The organism is Robinsoniella peoriensis (assembly GCF_000797495.1).
Taxonomy (GTDB): domain Bacteria; phylum Bacillota; class Clostridia; order Lachnospirales; family Lachnospiraceae; genus Robinsoniella; species Robinsoniella peoriensis.
Window position 1 is genome coordinate 487,102 of record NZ_JTGN01000004.1, and the last position, 17,969, is coordinate 505,070.

The 17,969-nt window shown below is 41.0% G+C and carries 11 protein-coding genes; 8 read left to right on the top strand and 3 right to left on the bottom strand.

The genetic code is table 11. From position 1 onward, the window contains the following. Nucleotides 1-238: 238 nt before the first annotated feature. Nucleotides 239-1,978 carry an ABC transporter ATP-binding protein gene (locus QR40_RS10775; protein WP_044294862.1) on the top strand — a complete coding sequence of 580 codons (1,740 nt, stop codon included), beginning with the start codon at nt 239-241 and terminating at the stop codon, nt 1,976-1,978. Further along, the gene (locus tag QR40_RS10780) at nt 1,975-3,762 is read left to right on the top strand and encodes an ABC transporter ATP-binding protein (protein ID WP_044294864.1); all 1,788 of its coding nucleotides are present in this window, start codon (nt 1,975-1,977) and stop codon (nt 3,760-3,762) included. The genes QR40_RS10775 and QR40_RS10780 overlap by 4 nt, the downstream gene beginning before the upstream one ends. A 278-nt stretch (nt 3,763-4,040) precedes the next feature. On the opposite strand, the gene QR40_RS10785 is transcribed toward QR40_RS10780, so the two are convergent. Next, nucleotides 4,041-4,928, bottom strand: a complete 888-nt coding sequence (locus QR40_RS10785; RefSeq protein WP_138003843.1) for an AraC family transcriptional regulator — start codon at nt 4,926-4,928, stop codon at nt 4,041-4,043. A gap of 153 nt (nt 4,929-5,081) precedes the next feature. Between QR40_RS10785 and QR40_RS10790 the strand changes: the two genes are divergently transcribed. The 3 genes from QR40_RS10790 (at nt 5,082) to QR40_RS10800 (ending at nt 11,378) form a co-directional block, all read left to right on the top strand. Continuing rightward, on the top strand, nt 5,082-7,889 hold the full coding sequence (locus tag QR40_RS10790) for a glycoside hydrolase family 3 protein (RefSeq protein ID WP_044294866.1): 2,808 nt from the start codon (nt 5,082-5,084) through the stop codon (nt 7,887-7,889). 200 nt (nt 7,890-8,089) lie between these two features. Then, nucleotides 8,090-10,465, top strand: a complete 2,376-nt coding sequence (locus QR40_RS10795; protein WP_044294867.1) for a glycosyl hydrolase — start codon at nt 8,090-8,092, stop codon at nt 10,463-10,465. Between the two features lie 223 nt (nt 10,466-10,688). Next, a complete protein-coding gene (locus QR40_RS10800; protein WP_044294868.1) occupies nt 10,689-11,378 on the top strand; it encodes an AlkZ-related protein in 690 nt (229 codons plus the stop codon). A 91-nt stretch (nt 11,379-11,469) separates the two neighbouring features. Here QR40_RS10800 and QR40_RS10805 read toward each other — a convergent pair whose 3' ends face one another. Then, nucleotides 11,470-13,302 (bottom strand): ABC transporter ATP-binding protein, encoded by a 1,833-nt coding sequence (locus QR40_RS10805; protein ID WP_027292888.1) that lies wholly within the window; start codon nt 13,300-13,302, stop codon nt 11,470-11,472. Further along, the gene (locus QR40_RS10810) at nt 13,299-15,035 is read right to left on the bottom strand and encodes an ABC transporter ATP-binding protein (RefSeq protein ID WP_044294869.1); all 1,737 of its coding nucleotides are present in this window, start codon (nt 15,033-15,035) and stop codon (nt 13,299-13,301) included. Before QR40_RS10810 ends, QR40_RS10805 begins: the two co-directional genes overlap by 4 nt. Before the next feature lie 215 nt (nt 15,036-15,250). Between QR40_RS10810 and QR40_RS10815 the strand changes: the two genes are divergently transcribed. The 3 genes from QR40_RS10815 (at nt 15,251) to QR40_RS10825 (ending at nt 17,725) form a co-directional block, all read left to right on the top strand. Then, nucleotides 15,251-16,051, top strand: a complete 801-nt coding sequence (locus QR40_RS10815) for a MerR family transcriptional regulator (RefSeq protein ID WP_044294871.1) — start codon at nt 15,251-15,253, stop codon at nt 16,049-16,051. Between the two features lie 82 nt (nt 16,052-16,133). Further along, nucleotides 16,134-16,613 (top strand): helix-turn-helix domain-containing protein, encoded by a 480-nt coding sequence (locus QR40_RS10820; RefSeq protein WP_044294873.1) that lies wholly within the window; start codon nt 16,134-16,136, stop codon nt 16,611-16,613. A 74-nt stretch (nt 16,614-16,687) separates the two neighbouring features. Then, the gene (locus QR40_RS10825) at nt 16,688-17,725 is read left to right on the top strand and encodes a LacI family DNA-binding transcriptional regulator (protein ID WP_044294875.1); all 1,038 of its coding nucleotides are present in this window, start codon (nt 16,688-16,690) and stop codon (nt 17,723-17,725) included. The last annotated feature ends 244 nt before the right edge of the window (nt 17,726-17,969 follow it).

The following is a 17,969-nucleotide window of genomic DNA, read 5'->3' on the forward strand; positions in this document are numbered from 1 at the left end:
ACGGAAATTGTACAATAGAAAAATAGATGTCTTTAGAGAAAAAGAGAATTTTATATTTAAACAGTGACTATGCATTGCGTTTTTATTATTATACAATATCAGATTGCAAATATCAAGATAATATTTTCGAAATATAACTTGAATAGATATTTTTTCAATTTTAAGCAATACTACAGGTAGGAATAGATGATATTTAAAAGTTGAAACTTTAGATTTTTGTAGAAGGAGAATCATGCCTATGAAAAAGGTATTTAAAGAGTTGGGTAAGTTTAAAGCGGCGGTTTTCTTCATTGCTCTGACGGTAATTGGGGGTGTACTTTGTAATCTGGGGCTGCCTGCTTATCTGTCAGACATTATTAATAAAGGAATACCAACAGGTGATGCGGCATTTATTATCCGTACCGGAGGCGCTATGCTTATTCTCACGATCGTGGGGGCATTGTGCAATATTGCAACGGGTTTCTTTTCGGCACGGGTTTCTATGGGGATTGGCAGGCGGTTGAGAAGTGCGGTGTTTACGAAAGTTCAGTATTTTTCCAGGGCAGAGTTTGACCGTTTTTCTACGTCTTCTCTTATCACCAGGACCAATAATGACATTACCCAGGTGCAAAATTTCATGAATATGTTCCTGCGCATAGTATTGATGGCTCCGGTGATGTGTGTCGGAGGTGTCATCCTGGCATATTTAAAAAGCCCTTCTATGTCTATGGTGCTGTTTATTTCTATGCCGGTTATGATAGCAGCGGTACTTGTGATCGCACTGAGGTCAATACCATTATCGAAAATCATGCAATCCAAGATTGATCAAATCAATCTGGTCATGAGAGAAAAACTCACAGGAATCCGTGTGATCAGGGCATTTGGAACAACAGAACATGAGTCCGGACGTTTTTATGACGTAAATGAAAGCTTTATGAAGAATTCTATGCGGATGCAGCGAATCATGGGAACCCTGACGCCTGTACTTAGTCTGGTTCTCTATGGTACCAATGTAGCCCTGCTGGCATTTGGCGGATATCAGCTTACACGGGTGAATGGCATGCCGCTTCTGACCGGAGATGTAATTGCCGTGATTCAATATGTTATGCAGATCATGATGTCTGTAATGATGCTGGCTTTGATTTTTGTCATGTATCCAAGAGCTTCTGTTTCTGCATCCAGAGTCAATGAGGTACTTGATACTGAAGCAACTATTACGACAATAAATCCAAAAGAAGGAGCAGCAGATAAAAGGGGATTCTTGTCATTTGAACATGTCACTTTTTCTTATCCTGATTCTGAAGAACCGGTTATACACGATATTTCCTTTGAAACGAAACCGGGAGAAACTACAGCAATTATTGGTTCTACTGGAAGTGGAAAATCTTCTTTAATTAATTTGATTCTGCGGTTTTATGATGCCCAGGAAGGCAGGATAATGGTGAACGGGATGGATGTAAAAGACTATGATTTAAAGGAATTACGACGAAAAATCGGGTATGTTCCCCAGAAATCTTTTCTGTTTAAAGGAACGATTGAGAGCAATATTCAATTTGGTGATGAGCTGGCATCGGAGGACCGGATCGAGGATGCAGCTAAGATTGCCCAGGCATATGAATTTATTACTGCGAAAGAGGAAGGATTTGATACCGATATAACCCAGGGGGGCAGCAATGTTTCTGGCGGACAGAGGCAGAGGCTGGCTATAGCACGGGCTATTGTCCGAAAGCCGGAAATTTATATATTTGATGACAGTTTTTCAGCATTGGATTTTAAGACGGATCTGGCTTTGAGACAGGCATTAGAGGAGGAGACCAAAGATGCGGCAGTGATCATCGTAGCCCAGAGAATCAGTACCATTATGAATGCAGACCGTATATTGGTTCTGGAAGATGGTTATTGTGTAGGAATGGGTACGCATAAAGAACTGCTGAATTCATGCGAAGTTTATAAAGAAATTGTACATTCCCAGTTAAGTGAAGAGGAGGCGGGAGCATGATTGAACAGACGAAGACGATTAATATAATGAAGATTTTCAGGAGACTGTTCTCTTTTATGAAGCCCTACCGGCGAGGTCTCTATTTTGCTATTGTGTCTATTATTGTGGCTTCTGTCTTTAACAGCCTCGGACCGTTTATACTGGGAAAGGCGACGGATGCATTAGCGGGAATTGTAGTTAACGGCGTTCCTGTATCCACTGGTATCCGGAAATTTATAACAATCTTAATCGTGCTGGGTGTGATTTATTTATTGTATTGCATCTTCAAGTATCTGAGTACTTTTATCATTGTAGGTGTGTCTGAAAAAACAATATTTGATCTTAGAAATAAAGTGGATGGCAAATTAAAGCAGCTTCCACTTAATTACTTTGATACAAACCCATACGGAGATATTTTGAGTCGGGTAACCAATGATATCGATACGGTTTCCACTTCTTTGCAGCAGTCCATTGATCAGATACTGACCTCTATTTCCACTGCTGTTTTTATATTAATAATGATGCTGGTGGTCAGCCCTGCTTTGACTCTGATCGGAATAATAACGGTACCGCTGGCACTGATTATTTCCATGAAAATAGCCCACAAATCCCAGTTTTTGTTCCAGGAACAACAGGGGACAGTGGGAAAATTAAATGGATATGTTGAGGAAATGTATACGGGACATACGGTAATCAGCGCTTATGGAAAAGAACCGGATATTATCCGTGATTTTGAAGAGACGAATGAGACACTTTACGCAGTTGGATGGAAAGCACAATTTTTATCGAGTCTTTTGCAGCCGATTACCCAGGCAATGACGAATCTTGGTTATGTACTGGTTGCGGTGATCAGTGGATTTTTATGCATAAAGGGTGCTTTGACAATTGGCATGATACAATCATTTATTCAATATTTGCGTCAATTTTCACAGCCGATTACCCAGACAGTTCAGATTACGAATATTTTGCAGTCTACAGCAGCAGCAGCTAACCGCGTATTTGAATTTTTGGACGAGAAAGAAGAAATACCGGAAGAAACCAATCCAGTTTTTCCGGAAAAAGTTTCTGGAGAAGTTACCTTTAGCCATGTAAGCTTTGGGTATCTTCCGCATAAAACGCTGATTAAAGATGTATCGCTGGAAGTGAGACCTGGAAGCAAAGTCGCTATCGTGGGACCTACCGGTGCCGGAAAAACTACGCTGGTAAATTTGCTGCTCCGTTTTTACGACATCAACAGTGGAAACATTTTAATTGACGGCATTGATATTCAAAAAATGGGACGGGAGTCTCTTCGTAGCATTTTTGGAATGGTTTTGCAGGACACCTGGCTTTTCCAGGGAACAGTTATGGAAAATATCCGGTATGGAAGGCTGGATGCTGACGATCAGGAAGTTGTGGATGCCGCAAAAGCAGCGCATGCAGATCATTTTATAAAAGCGCTTCCCGGAGGATTCCAGATGGTTCTGGCTGAAGGCGCTGCAAACCTGGCTCAGGGAGAACGCCAGCTGCTTACCATTGCCCGTGCAATTTTGTCTGATTCACCGATTATGATACTGGATGAGGCAACCAGCTCTGTTGACACCAGGACAGAAGTACTGATCCAGAAAGCCATGGCAAGACTCATGAAGAACAGAACCAGTTTTGTGATTGCCCATCGGCTTTCCACAATCCGAGATGCCGATATGATCTTATATATGCAGGAGGGTGATATTAAAGAAGTTGGAACTCATGAGGAATTAATCCGTAAAAAAGGATTATATGAAAAATTGTATAATAGCCAGTTTGCACAAAATAATGCAGGTTAAGATAGACTAATCAGATGTTATATAAATATAAAAGGGGCCTGGCAGTTCATAGGATTAAGCGCTAAGGACTACCAGGTTCTTCCCGGTTACTCAGGAGTAGTTCGCCATGATATTAAATCATAAGCGAACGAACTCTGGAGGGTAATCAAAATATAAAACTGATAAAATATGATAGTATGATTAAACTTATCATGTTTACCAAGTGATTTACTTTTTCGCTGACCGTTTCTTCATTAAAACCTTAAACAAGTAAATATATACATAAAATCCACATCTGACTAAAGCAAAGTCATCCGGAATTGCTTCGGCGATAGATTCTTATATATCTTAAATATTTTAATGAAATAACTGGATGTACTAAATCCAACGGTTACCGCTATTTCTGTGATGCTCAGAGGGGTGGAAATTAATAATTTTTCAGCTTCGCTTACACGGATGTAGTTCAGGTATTCATTAAAGCTCATTCCCATAAGCCGATTAAAAGAACGTGAAAAATAACTGGAGCTAAGGCTGCATAATTCTGCCATTTCAGAAGCCTTTACCGGTTTTTCATAATTGACCGACAGATAATTAAAAGCCGGGTTTAACATTTCGTACAGCTGCCGGTCCGGTTGTCTGTAATTATCCGGATGTTTTCCCGACCGGTGCCAATAGCGCAGTATCCATAAGAAAATGCTTCCGATATGGTTCTTAATGGCGAGCTCATATCCGTAGTCTCTTTCATGATTTTCTGTCATAATATTGTGAAATAACGTAGGAAGCATGGTGTCCCGGATCTCCGAATACGGAATTACTTTTTCATGTCTGGCATCTTCGGTGATAAATGGTAGGATGTATTCCAGCTCAAAGTGGTTTTGGGACATGCGGTTGTAAATCAAATCCGGCATGAACCGCACAACTATATACTCGCCTCCATTTTCAGACAGGGAGTCAATCTGATGCACTTCATGAGAGTTAATTAAAACCAGATCGCCCCCGGTAAAGGAGTGATAGGAACCGTTTAGATATACTTTAAATGTACCCGAAAGGCCATAAAGCATTTCTATATAATCATGGTAGTGCGCAGGATAGACGATTCCGGCACAATTCCTGGTTTCCAGATGGCACAAAAACTGGCACGGAACACCGTCTATATATACATTTTCTTCTTTCCAATAATGGATCATATTTGTTCCTTCCTTTTTTAGATTTATAAAGCATACACAAAGGCTGTATGACAAAATTTTACTATTTTTGAATGGAATTATTATATCATATAACAAAAAAATGGGATATACTGATTTTACAAAAGATGTAAAAAATATCCCGGAGGTAAAGATATGAGTAAGAATACAATAGGAGTTCCGTTGCCGGAGCTGGCCGATTACAGCAGAATTGCAGCCGCAGAAGGAGCAGTGTTATTGAAAAATGAAAACAACATGCTGCCGGTTTTAGAAGACGAGGTGGTTTCTGTATTCGGAAGATGCCAATTTGATTATTATAGAAGCGGTACCGGATCAGGTGGTGCGGTGAATGTAGAATATGTATGCAATATTATTGATGGAATCCGCCAGAACAAAAAAATGAAACTCAATGATGAACTAGTAAAGCTGTATGAAGAGTGGATAGCCAAAAATCCTGCTGACGACGGAGGCGGCGGATGGGCAGCGGAGCCGTGGCATCAAAAAGAAATGCTGATCACGGACGATCTTGCAAAAAATGCCCGGGAAAAATCTGAAAAGGCGATTTTTATCATAGGCCGTACTGCAGGAGAAGATCAGGATAATGCAGATGCAGAAGGCGGATACCGTCTGACTCAGGAGGAAAAATCAAACCTTGAAGTTCTGACACGTCACTTTGAACAAGTTGCAGTTTTATTGAATGTTGCAAATATTATAGATATGAGCTGGGCAGAAGATTCTGCTTATCAGGATCATATCAAGGCGATCCTATACATCTGGCAGGGAGGTATGACCGGCGGTCTTGCCGTTGCAGATGTCTTATCAGCAGAAGTAAATCCCAGTGGAAAACTGCCGGATACTATTGCCTACAGGCTGGAAGACTATCCTTCTACCAGTAATTTCGGAAGTAAAGAACAGAATTTTTATCAGGAAGATATCTATGTAGGATATCGTTATTTCGAAACCTTTGCCCCGGAAAAAGTGCAGTATCCTTTTGGATTTGGATTATCTTATACAAATTTTGATATAGAAGTGGCAGAAGCAAAGTCCACAGGTGATGGTGTTGATGCCAAAATAGATCTTGCAGTCCACGTTAAAAATACAGGTGCCTATGCTGGAAAAGAAGTCATTCAGGTTTACAGCGGAGAACCCCAGGGAGTACTGGGAAAACCTGTAAAAGAACTGCGTGCATTTGCCAAGACTGAAAAGTTACAGCCAAATGAAGAAGCAACATTGCTTATTAGTTTTCCGGTTGCAGCTATGGCTTCCTATGATGACAGCGGCATTACCGGAAATAAATCCTGTTATGTACTGGAAGCAGGTGCTTATGAAATCTTTGTGGGCAACAGTGTGCGTGACTTAGTGAAAGCAGATGTAGATCAAAAAGGTGCATATATCATCGATTCTCTGACCGTATCTGAGACTCTGGAAGAGGCAATGGCACCTGTAAGGGCCTTCCAGAGAATAAAACCGGGCAAAACCGATAGCAAAGGAATTTATCAAATTGCACAGGAAGAGACCCCGCTGCAGACAATTTTACTGCAGGACAGAATTACGGAGCGTTTGCCGGAAACAATGCAGCAGACCGGTGACAAAGGAATTAAGCTCAAGGATGTAGCGGAGGGAAAATCAGATATTGATGCTTTTATTGCCCAGTTAAACACAGATGAGCTGGCTTGCATTGTGCGCGGTGAAGGGATGAGCAGCCCAAAAGTAACTCCCGGGACGGCAGCAGCTTTTGGCGGTGTAGGTGATGCATTAGTAGCATATGGAATCCCCATCGCCTGTGCGGCGGATGGTCCTTCCGGAATTCGGATGGAAAGCGGATTAAAAGCTACGCAGATGCCCATCGGAACCTTGCTGGCTTCGTCCTGGAATATTCCGATGATGGAAGAACTGTATGAATTAGAAGGAAAAGAATTACGGAATAACGAAATTGATACCTTGCTGGGGCCGGGCGTGAATATACACAGAAACCCGCTGAACGGACGTAATTTCGAATATTACTCGGAAGATCCTTATCTGACCGGATGTTTTGCCTGCGCGGCAGTAAAAGGAATACGCAAATCAGGTTGTGTGGGTACAGTGAAGCATTTCGCAGGAAATAATCAGGAAACAGCTCGTTTCCATGCAGACTCTATTATTTCAGAACGGGCACTTCGTGAAATTTATTTGAAAGCTTTTGAAATAGCAGTGAAAGAAGGTCAGGCAACATCCATCATGACTTCTTACAATCCGGTAAATGGTCATTGGTCAGCTTCTAATTATGACTTAAATACCACTATACTAAGGGGTGAATGGGGATACCATGGAATCGTCATGACCGATTGGTGGGCAATGATGAATGATAACGTAAATGGCGGACCTGCAGATAAGAAAAACACTGCATTCATGGTACGGGCACAAAACGATATTTACATGGTTGTCAATAATAATGGTGCAGAAGTAAATGCCATGAACGATAATACACTGGAATATCTGGAAAAAGGATGTCTTACGATAGGCGAACTTCAGAGATGTGCAAAAAATATATGCGAGTTCCTGATGCAGGTTCCTGCCTTTGAAAGAAAACCGGAAGAAGCAGCCAGAATTCAAAAATTTGCGGCAAAAAAATCCGCTGCAGAAGGTATAACAGAAAGCATAACAGCAGACCAAACCTGTTATTTACTGTCTGAACTACCGAAGATCACACCGCAATATGGGGAAACCGTATGTCTGAAAGTAGAAAATCCTGGAATATACAGCATTGTAGGCGAACTTTCTTCACAGGGAACAAATCAGGCACAGGCAACTGTAAATATGATTTTAAATGGGGAAGTCATGACCACGGTCCAACTCAACGGTACCGACGGAAATAAAATCACGCAGAAGCTCATCAAGGTTGAACTGGAACCCGGTTATTATGAACTGCGTCTGGATTTGGTAAAGCCGGATATGACAATTGGCTGGATTGAATTCAGAGGGTAAAAAACAATAAATATTCATATATAATTTTACAATTATAGTACTTTCAGGGAAACTCCTGGGAAATTCATCCGGTATAAGCTTTCTGCTTAGCCGAATGGATTTGCCTGGAGTTTTTCAATTTTTATTTTTTCTTTTGTCAAATGCCTGTCACATGAATCCTTTATGGTATGTAATGTACAAATTTAAAGGAGGGTTAATAAATGACAAAAAGAAAGCTTTTGAACCTATGTGTTGGAATTGGGGTCATCATGGGGGTTTTAACCGGATGTGCTTCAAAAATTTCAACAGATGAAACAAATGATAAAGTTCAGCTTCAAGAAACAAATGATAACGTGCAGTCCAAAAGTACAAAGTTTAATGAGCCAGGGGATGAAAATGTTAATACATTATCGCCAGCCTATGAAGTGAATCCGGAAACTTTTACTTTGGAGGTAAAGAAGGGTAAGGAAACCGTGGTTGTTTCCCAACCCGGTGAACAGCGTCTGGTAGAAAATTTCACACAGGAAAAAGGTGTGACCAGTTGGTTATATCCCAAGGAGAAAATAGCAGTAACCATAACTCCTGCTGAAGATTATCTGGAGGTATCCGTACGTTCAGAAGAAGAAATGGATAATGAATTTAACTGGCCTGTTATTTCCGGAGATATGTATTATCTTCCTTTGGGGGAAGGAAAAAGAGTACCAAAAGATGATCCCGTCTGGAACAACTATCTGAAAGGAACATCCGTTTCCGTTATGGAGCAGCTTTCTATGCCATTTTGGGCTGCGGCACAGGGAGAAAACGCCGTAGTTACGGTTTTAGAAAATCCATATCGCAGCGAGCTTATGTTTTCAGAAACCAGCGAGAATATTTTTACCCTAAAACACGAATACCCGGAAATCGATCCGGAAAAAGAACAGCGATTCCGGTTTTACTTAACAGAAAATGACCCGGTTGCAGCGGCTAAAATCTATCGCAGTTACGTCATGGAAAAGGGACAGTTTGTAACTTTAAAAGAAAAGGAAGCACAAAATCAAGATATCCAAAAACTTTATGGTGCACCCCACATTTATCTTTGGGGGGAGTTAATCATTTCCTCGGAAGATGTGAATTGGCAGGCATTTCGCGGCTCCATTGACAGCAGTGTGATGGAGTGGTTAAAAACGCGTATTGCACAATTAGAATCGGGTGATGAAGCAATCAATGCCCTAGATGAAATAAAGTCTCAGGATTATGTAGGTGAATACCAAAAGGATATTGTCTGCCGGGCTTTGAGTGAAATTTTGAAACAGGATGATTTTTATCAGGAGGAAGCTTTAGACATCCAGGATCCATTTATGCAAAGCTGCATTAAGAAAGGATTGGATAACCTTAGTGAATCAGAGCAGCTGCAATTTCATAAACATGCTCTGGCTGCTAATTTACCTGAGGTATTTTTAGAAGTGGATAATTGGATGAATCAGGAAACGGTAAATCTTGTCCGGGAGTTGAAAGAAAACGGGATAGACCATGCCTGGATCGGGTTAAACAGCTGGGAACAGGCATATGCCAAGCCGGAGCTGGTAGAAACTGCAGTTTCTAAGGACTATTTAATTGGACCGTATGACTCCTACCATTCCATCCACAAACCAGGTGAAGAACAATGGATTACGGCTGCATTCCAGGATACGTCCCTCTATGAAAATGCGGTAATTGAAGATAAGAATGGGGAAAAAATCACAGGATTTCAGAATGTAGGACGAAAACTGAATCCGACATTATCCATACCCGCCGTAGAGCAGCGCCTGCAGAGCATCGAAGGGAATGGAGTGGGATTTAACTCCTGGTTTATCGATTGTGATGCAACAGGAGAAATATATGATGATTATACACCGGAACATTTGACAACCCAGCAGGAGGATCTGCAGGCAAGACTGGAACGGATGTCAATGATACGGGACAGCAATAAAGTAATCGGTTCGGAAGGAGGCAGCGATTTTGCCGCTTCTACCATAGCATTTGCCCATGGAATAGAACTGCAGAGCTTTTCCTGGATGGATGAGGATATGAAGAACAATAAAGACAGCGAATACTATATAGGCAAATATTATAATCCAAAGGGCGGGGCCGCAGAACGTTTTACACGGCAAGTTCCTGTGAAAGAGCAATATGCACAGATATTCCTGAATCCCAGGTATGATGTTCCGCTGTATAAACTGGTTTACAATGATTCTGTAATTACCACATATCACTGGGACTGGTCAACATTTAAAATTAAAGATAAAGTGGAAGACCGTATGCTTAGAGAAGTTCTCTACAATGTACCGCCGCTCTATCATCTGGACAGCACAGAATGGGAAAAATATAAAACAGCAATTACAAGCCATACTGCTGCCTGGTCACAATTTAGTAAAGAAGCCGTACAGGAAGAAATGACGGATTTTGAATACCTTACTGATGATGGACTGGTGCAGATGACAAATTATGGAGAACAATTAACGGCAGTGGTTAATTTTACAGATGCAGATTTTCAATATGAAAATCAAAATATACCTGCGCATTCTGTGTTGATGAAGCAGAATGGGAATAGTGTAATCTATACTCCTGAAGCCGGATAATATTTATATGCGTATTAACTAGAATAGCAATTAATCAAATTCACCATGCAAAGACCATGCCATTAACCGGTATGGTCTTCTTTGGGAAACAGCGGCAGTGGATTTTTGTAGTGGTTTTGAAATCGCAACATGACATACAGTTGTCCTGTTTCCTGTGATATAATAAAGAAAAATTATTTCCGGTGCATGATACCGGTATTCTGTAAATGAAAGGATAAAAACAATGGATGAAATAAAAACAATCAAGTGTTACAACGATTTTATAAAATCACTTTTAATAACCGGAATGAGTATGGGTGGAACGAATGATGAACAAATCTTTTCCCTGTGCAATTATTTTGGTGAGGAAATTGAGTGGCATACGGAAAAAGCAGATACTGATCCCTGGGAATGGCGTATGAGGGTCTTAAATGAACGGGATGATATTGCCTATGGAAAGCTGTTTTTTAAAAAGAGTGGATTCATTACAAAAGAATGGTATCCCTATTTTTACGCCGCACGCCGTGACAAAACCAGTTTTGAAGAAGCGTATGCCCAGGGAAAGATCAGCCATCCAGCCAAAATAATTTATGAAATATTAAAAGAGCAGAGAAGGATGCCCCTGCATCTGCTGAAACAGGCAGGCGGATTCTCGAAAGAAGATAAAGCTGCATTTGAACGTGGTTTAACAGAACTGCAGATGAAAATGTATATTACCATGTGCGGACAGAAGAAGAAACTATCGGAAAAAGGAGAGGAGTATGGGTGGTCATCTACTGTATTCTGTCTCGTGGAAGACTTCTTTCCGGATGATATGTTAGAAGAAGCCGGACATATAAAAGGCGAAGATGCATTACAGCGAATTTCAGACCAGATCATGCGTTATAATCCAAAGGCAGATTCCAAGAGGATAAAAAAATTTGTTTTGGGATAATGTTGTGTGTATGTAGGGCGTAAGTGAAGGATTGTATTCCTCCATTTACGCCTTTTTATCAGGAACAAAAAATAGAATATATCTGATAATTCTATGCAGATGCCTCAAACTGACTGTTATAAAGAGAAGCATAAAATCCATCCTGCATTATCAGGTCATTGTGCGTACCGCGTTCTATAATATCCCCATCCTTTACCACTAAGATTAAGTCTGCATTTTTTATAGTAGAAAGACGGTGTGCAATGACAAAGCTTGTTTTATCTTTCATCAGATCAGCCATGGCTTTCTGAATCTCGACCTCGGTTCTGGTATCTACGCTGGAAGTCGCTTCGTCTAATATCATAAAGGAAGGGTTGGTCAGCATCGCACGCGCGATTGTTAAAAGCTGCATCTGCCCCTGTGAGATGTTGGATGCCTCGCTGGATATCACGGTATCATAACCATTTGGCAGCGTACGTATAAAATGGTCACAGCGAGCAGCACGGGCAGCTCTTTTAATTTCTTCCGGTGTAGCGTCCATTTTTCCATAGGCTATATTTTCTGCAATGGTACCTTCAAACAGCCAGGTATCCTGCAGAACCATCCCAATGCGGCGGCGCAGTTCTCCACGGGGCATGGCTGAAATATCCACACCGTCTACGGAGATGCTGCCGCCATTCAGATCATAAAAACGCATAAGCAGATTAATAAGTGTCGTTTTTCCGCCACCGGTAGGACCTACAATAGCGATCATTTCATTTGGATGCACTTCCAGATTCAGATTGTGCATTAATATTTTCTCCGGAGAGTATCCGAATTTTACTTGATTAAAACTTACATGGCCATTGGATGGAGGTAAATAGCCATTAGCTGCATCTGCCGGTTCTTCCTCTTCATCCAGAATGGTAAACACACGTTCTGCACCTGCAATTGCTGCCTGAAGAGAAGTAATGACATAAGATGCCTGAGTGACAGGTTCTGAAATTTGGTTTTCATATTGCAGGAATGCCTGGATGATTCCCAGGGAAATCTGTCCCTGCAGAACCAGATATCCTCCCACCAGGGCGGTTGCCACGAATCCCAGCTGATTAATAATACGGATTGCCGGATAAATGGCAAAATTTGCAAACTGGGCTTTCCGGTTAGCCTCAAACTGTTGATTGCTCAGTGCCAGGACTTCATCAATCGCTTCTGACTGCTGGTTAAATACTTTAATTATGCGGTTTCCGGTATAGAGTTCTTCCACCTTGCCATTTAGCTCACCAACTGCCGCCTGATTCTGTGCAAAATAGCGCTGACTCAGATCCGAGACAAATTTGGTTGCCACCGTACTGGCAGCTACTGAGACAAGGACCAGAAGGGATAGACCTGGACTTAATAACAGCATCGCCACTGCAGTAATCAGAATGGTAAAGACTGAGGATATAAACTGCATCAATCCCACCTGTAGGACCTCCGAAACCTTTTCCAGATCATTGGTAATGCGGCTCATTATATCTCCGGTTTTATGGGAATCAAAATAGCGCAGCGGCAGTTTCGTGATTTTTGCACTGATGTCCTGCCGAAGTGATAACGTAAATTTTTCTCCAACACTGGCTATTATATATTGCTGTATATAAGAAAGGATCCAGGTTGCCAATGCAGCAGCACCAATCATCAGAACCGGAACCAGGAGCGCATCGCTAACTAAGAATAAAATGTCAGATCCTTTTTTATAAGCTTTTAAAGCCTTTAAGAGATTGTCTATCCCGGCACCTACCATAAGTGGCATTAATGCATAGGCTGCGCTGCTTAATAATGCCGTAAGCAGAACTAAAATCAGTTTTCCTTTTTGGTTTGACAGACGTTTCAGCAGGCGTTTTACCGTTGCTTTTGTATTTTGTGGTATATCCGAAACCTCTATGTCAACAACGGGTTTCTTTTTTGTAAATTTATTTTGTTTCATACTGCTGTAACCTCCTCTGATGATAACTGGCTTTTTGCAATCGCCTGATAGACCTGACAGTTTTGCATTAATGCTGTATGCTTTCCGATTCCTGCGATTTTGCCTTCGTCCAGTACAATAATCTGGTCAGCATCCATAATGGTACTGATTCTCTGGGCGATAATTAACTTTGCTGTCTGTGGTGTTTCCTTTTTTAATGCTCTTCGCAGAGCCGCATCTGTTTTAAAATCCAAAGCGGAAAAGCTGTCGTCGAAGATCAGAACCGGTGATTCTTTGATCAGTGCACGGGCAATTGACAGTCTTTGCTTCTGTCCGCCGGAGAAATTGGAACCGCTTTGGGATACCGGGGCATTCAATCCATTGTGCAGACCGTCTACGAAATGTTCGGCCTGGGAAATACGAAGAGCTTTTCGCATCTGCATTTTTGTGGCTGTTTTACATCCCATGCGCAGATTATCGGCAATAGTACCACTGAATAAGAAAGCTTTTTGCGGCACATATCCAATGTTTTTCCGCAGTTTTTCCTGTGACATTGTACGTATATCAGTTCCGTTTAAACTAATTTTCCCGGAATTTATATCATGCAGACGAAGCATGAGATTGGCAATGGTGCTCTTTCCGGATCCGGTGCCTCCAATGATTGCAGTCGTCTTTCCGGCATAACAGGAAAAGGACAGATCCTGTAAGACCGGTTCCTCTGCACCGTGGTAAGAAAACGTCACGTGTTCAAATTGAACCGCCGGTCCGTTTTGCAGGGAAGAGCTGTTTTTCATCTGAGCATCTTTAATCTCAGGCGTCATGTGGAGCACCTCTTCCAGGCGGTCAAGGCAGGACTTCATTTTTGGAAGGGTCACACTGGATAATGCAGCCATAATCAGATATCCCAACGTCATAATCGTATATTCGGTTACTGCGGTAATTTCCCCGATCTGCATGGTTCCTTTCAGAGACATTAAGCCGCCAAACCAAACAATCGCAGCCATAGAAAGTCCCATCACAAGCCAAACGGTGGGATTGAGGAGCGCAAACAGTTTATTCAGTTTAATCATATTATCCGCATATCTGGAAAAAGCCTTGTCACAGCGGTGCTGTTCATAAGTACCATTGTCAAAAGCACGTATAACACGGATTCCGGTAATGGATTCCCGTACAACCTGATTAATATTGTCCATTCTCAGCTGAATCTGTGCGGAAAGAGGACCTGATTTTTTCAGAATTATCCATGCAAGTATTAAGAAAAACACAATGCAGAGCACCGGAATCAAAGTAAGGGACAAATTTACCTTTGCAGTCATAATAACAGATGCAATAACCATAAGAGGAGCCGGAACAACCAGCTGGAAGATCATCCCTAGGCTTTGCTGTAAAACGGAAATGTCAGATGTTGTTCGTGTAATCATAGAAGAAACACCGATACTGTCAAATTCCCGAAGAGACAGCTCCTGGCTTTTGCAAAAAACGGCATTTCGCATATCCCTGCCAAAAGCAGCCGCCAGATCTGCAGAATAAAAGCTGCCAAGTACCGCAACCGCTGTAGTTATAACTGCAGCGATCAGCATCTGTATGCCTATTGATAGAATGGCATTCATATCTTCCTTCATAATGCCTTTATCTACGATTCCTGCGATTAAAAACGGTATATACAGAGTGCCTGCCACCTGCCCCAGAAGAAGGAGCAGCATAATGGCTGATTTTCCTTTGTTTTTTAGAAAAAAAGATTTTAAAAATGTCATAAATACCTCCATCATGTAATAAATAAGTTGCTAATTTTGCCACTAAATGGTACTATAAACTATGAAGTTACTTTACAGTCAAGTATTTTTTTTGAAGTTTTTTTAGAAGAGGTCAATATTTTTATTTGGACTGGATCCAGAGAGAAAGAATGAAAAAACATAACTACTAATTCAGGGATGGCACAAGCCAGCATGCGCTATTAAGGGGTATAAAAATGAAGAATAAACAATATATGACGATCAGTGAATTTGCACGTCTTACGGGAATAAAACGTGCGAATCTGATTTTCTACGATAAGATTGGCCTGTTAATTCCCGAACACCGTGGAATGAATGAATACCGGTATTATACCCGTCGTCAGCTGGGTTCTGCTTACCTGATCGCAGCCCTTCGGGAACTGGGAATTGGAATTGAGGAAATCAAACATTACGCCAGAGGGCGGACACCCGAGCAGATGATAAATTTGTTTCAGGCACAGGAAGAAAAAATTCAGGCAGAAATCACAAAACTCAGCCGGATGCAGGAAATCATGAGATTATATACGAACATGGCAAACGAAGCACTTTCCGTAGATACTGATCAGATTGTGATTCTGAAGAAGAAGAGGGAACCTGTTTTTCTGGGGTGTCCGATTGAAAAGAGCCAGATTGGGGATGAGGAAATGATATCTTTCTATAACTATGCTGAAGAGCACGGGATGGAGCTGGGATATCCGATAGGGGTGGTGATTGCAAAACACATTCTGGAAAATAGATCCATCGACCCGGTCTACCGGTATTATCTGAAAGTAACGCAGGGCGCCAACGGCTACAAACCCGCAGGCTTATATGCTACCGCTTATGGCCGCTGCAGTTACGGACAATCACATAAGGTTTACGAAAGGTTATTTCAATATCTGAAAAGTGAAAATATAGAGATTTACGGAGATGCTTATGAAGAATATCCGCTAAATGAAATAGCTATGCAGGACGAAGAAGAATATCTTGTGAAAGTAGAAATTTTGGTGGGAAAATAGCTGATTCCACCTGAATTCTACCTCCAGGGGATTGGAATTTTAGCAAATAAGGGATATATTTATATGGAAAGGCGGTGTTTAAATGGAGCAGTTAAAAATCGGAAAATTTATTTCTGCCAAAAGAAAGGAACAAAATCTCACACAAGAAAAACTTGCTGAGATGTTAGGCGTATCCAATAAGTCTGTTTCCAAATGGGAAACGGGAAAGTGCATGCCGGACTGGTCTTTACATATGCGCTTGTGTGAAATACTGAATATTTCCATGAATGAATTGCTATCCGGAGAAGCAATCAATGAAGAAAATCTGAACCATATAGCAGATGAAAATGCATTAAAACTTTTAAAATTATTAGAAAAGCTTAATTCACAAAAAAATTTATTTATCGGTTTATTTCTTGTAATGGTTGGGCGTATACCGGTTTTTGAAGCAGGAAATAACGCAGGCGATGTGCAGCGATTTTTTGCGGGCCTTTCGGTTGGGCTGTCAGTTGGGATAACTCTGATAGGTCTCGGATGGTTTGCCTATGCTTTAGTGCAGATGGGAAAAACGAATAAAGAATAAAAAAACGAAACATTCCCTCTTGCAATTTAGTAAAATATTTAGTAATATTAATTAAATTGCAATGGAGGTGAATTATGGCACTAAAAGCAAAAGATATTGCTGAGATGATCGGAGTTTCTACGGCAACGGTTTCTCTTGTCCTGAATAATAAACCTGGTGTGGGAGAGCTGCGGCGACAGGAAATTATCCGGAAAATAAAAGAACTCGGCTGTGAATACATGTTGAAAGAAAATGTGGTGAATAGCGGGAGTATTGGCTTTGTAGTGTATAAAAGAAGAGGGAATATCGTCAATGAATCTCCATTTTTTACCTGTATTCTGGAAGGAATAAATTATAGTGTCAGTAAATACGGCTATCACTTAAATTTTATTTATCTGGATAAAAAAATGTCCGCAGAAGAACAGGAATGCTTACTGGGGAATGCTCATTGTAAAGGGCTGATTATATTTGCAGTGGAAATGCAATATGAAGATCTTGCGGTTTTCAAAGAATCCGGGCTGCCCTTTGTGGTACTGGATAATTCTTTTCAGGAAAATGATATAGATGCCGTAGCAATTAACAATACCCAGGGTACGAGTAAGGCACTTTTGCACCTCTATGAAATGGGGCACAGGGATATCGGCTATCTTCGCAGCAAGGTGCGGATCAACAGTTTTGATGAACGGTATATGGTATATAAGAACCAGTTAAAACGGCTGGGACTGGCATTTAACCGAGAATATGTCGTAGATGTAGGGTACTCGGAAAATGAAGTAAAGCAGGGAATATTAAATTATCTCAAAAGTAATTCGAAGCATCCGACTGCATTTTTTGCTGAAAACGATCTGATAGGCTGCAGTGCAATCCATGGCATTCAGGAAGCAGGACTCAGCGTGCCGGATGATATATCGGTTGTCGGTTTCGATGACCGTCCCATCAGTGAAGTAGTGAAACCCGGACTCACCACAATTAATGTTCCTAAAAATATATTTGGACCTGCTGCTGTAGATCTGCTTATATCGAAGATGGAAAAAGCAAGGGAACAATCTATAAAAATTGAAGTCGGAACCAATTTAATTATAAGGGAAAGTGTAAAAAAGTTAGAAAACCATCCGGAGGAGAAAACAGAATAGATACCTGGCAAGAGGCAGATGGAGATGTAAACATCTGCTTCTTTTTTTATGCCTGTTCACAGTATGGACTCCGTCCGCTGGCCATAAACTTAATTGACTGTAGTGCTGTAACTATTCTTTGCTAAACAATCTTTGCTAAATATTATTTACTAAATAAGAGCAAAAAAGATATTTATTAATAAATTTTACTTAATTAAATTAAAACATATTCTTGACAGATAAAATATACATTGCTATAATACTT